The 391-nt window shown below is 45.3% G+C and carries 1 protein-coding gene; it reads left to right on the top strand.

Annotation, left to right across the window (positions count from 1 at the left end):
- The coding region (locus tag E1189_RS00315) for a transposase (protein WP_456238834.1) at nt 1-391 on the top strand (391 nt) is incomplete at both ends.

The following is a 391-nucleotide window of genomic DNA, read 5'->3' as shown; positions in this document are numbered from 1 at the left end:
TACCTCAAACATGTTTTGCCACACTATCGATCGGCCTTTCCAAATCTGGTTTCTTACAATCGATTCGTGGAGCTTATGAGTACCGCCCTTATACCTTTGACTGTTTTCCTCAAAACCCAGTGCCTTGGGGAGCAAACAGGTCTCTCATTTGTAGACTCAACACCTATCGTTGTTTGTGATAACCATCGGATAAATAGCCATCGTGTGTTTCAGGGAATGGCTAAACGAGGTAAAACATCAACTGGCTGGAAGTTCGGATTCAAGCTTCATTTGGTCATCAACCATCTGGGAGAGCTGCTCTCGTTTTGTTTGACACCCGGTCATGTCGATGACCGTAAACCTGTACCTGACTTGGTTGAGAACCTGATTGGCTGGCTCTATGGAGATAAAG

Origin of the sequence: Parendozoicomonas verongulae, assembly GCF_009711465.1 — a bacterium.
GTDB classification, from domain to species: Bacteria; Pseudomonadota; Gammaproteobacteria; order Pseudomonadales; family Endozoicomonadaceae; genus Sansalvadorimonas; species Sansalvadorimonas verongulae.
Note: the sequence above shows the minus strand (reverse complement) of the source record. Positions and strands in the feature narration are given on the sequence as shown.